Source organism: Marinobacter zhanjiangensis (assembly GCF_014651935.1).
Taxonomy (GTDB): domain Bacteria; phylum Pseudomonadota; class Gammaproteobacteria; order Pseudomonadales; family Oleiphilaceae; genus Marinobacter; species Marinobacter zhanjiangensis.
Window position 1 is genome coordinate 1 of record NZ_BMXV01000018.1, and the last position, 614, is coordinate 614.

At 57.7% G+C, this 614-nt stretch carries 2 tRNA genes and 1 rRNA gene; all 3 read left to right on the top strand.

From position 1 onward, the window contains the following. A 16S ribosomal RNA gene (locus IE079_RS18655) occupies positions 1–62 on the top strand; the annotation flags it as partial. Positions 63–303: 241 nt separating this feature from the next. After that, positions 304–380, top strand: a tRNA-Ile gene (locus IE079_RS18660). 127 nt (positions 381–507) lie between these two features. After that, positions 508–583 (top strand) — tRNA-Ala (locus tag IE079_RS18665). Positions 584–614 lie beyond the last annotated feature (31 nt).

The window sequence follows — 614 nt, forward strand, 5'->3', positions numbered from 1 at the left end:
TGACTGGGGTGAAGTCGTAACAAGGTAGCCGTAGGGGAACCTGCGGCTGGATCACCTCCTTAACGATCGCCGGAGGTTTCGGTCAGAGTCCACACGAATTACTTGGTCAATGAGAAGAGAGCAAAGGGTCCTTGCAGGCCCGCTGTCGGTTTTGTCGAACCACGAGACGAACTCGGGGTTTGGCGCCGGATTCGCGCCAGCTGACAAGGCGCAGGCTGAGAGAGCGAGGGAGCGTACATGAGTACGTGACCGAGTGAACGAAGACTGCAACGCAGCTCAGGTGGTGCGAAGACAAGCGAAACCGGGTCTGTAGCTCAGTTGGTTAGAGCGCACCCCTGATAAGGGTGAGGTCGGTGGTTCAAATCCACCCAGACCCACCAGAATTTCGCTGCTCGTCGTTGCTTCCAGGCTTACGTGCTACTCGCACGCTGCACCTGAAAGCGCCTGGATCAGCAAAATTCTATAGCCTGAACCTCGATATTGGATCAGGCTTGGGTGAAAGGTCCAGGGGCCATAGCTCAGCTGGGAGAGCGCCTGCCTTGCACGCAGGAGGTCGGCGGTTCGATCCCGCCTGGCTCCACCATATCGAGACTGACGACAGCCCTGTCGAAAAC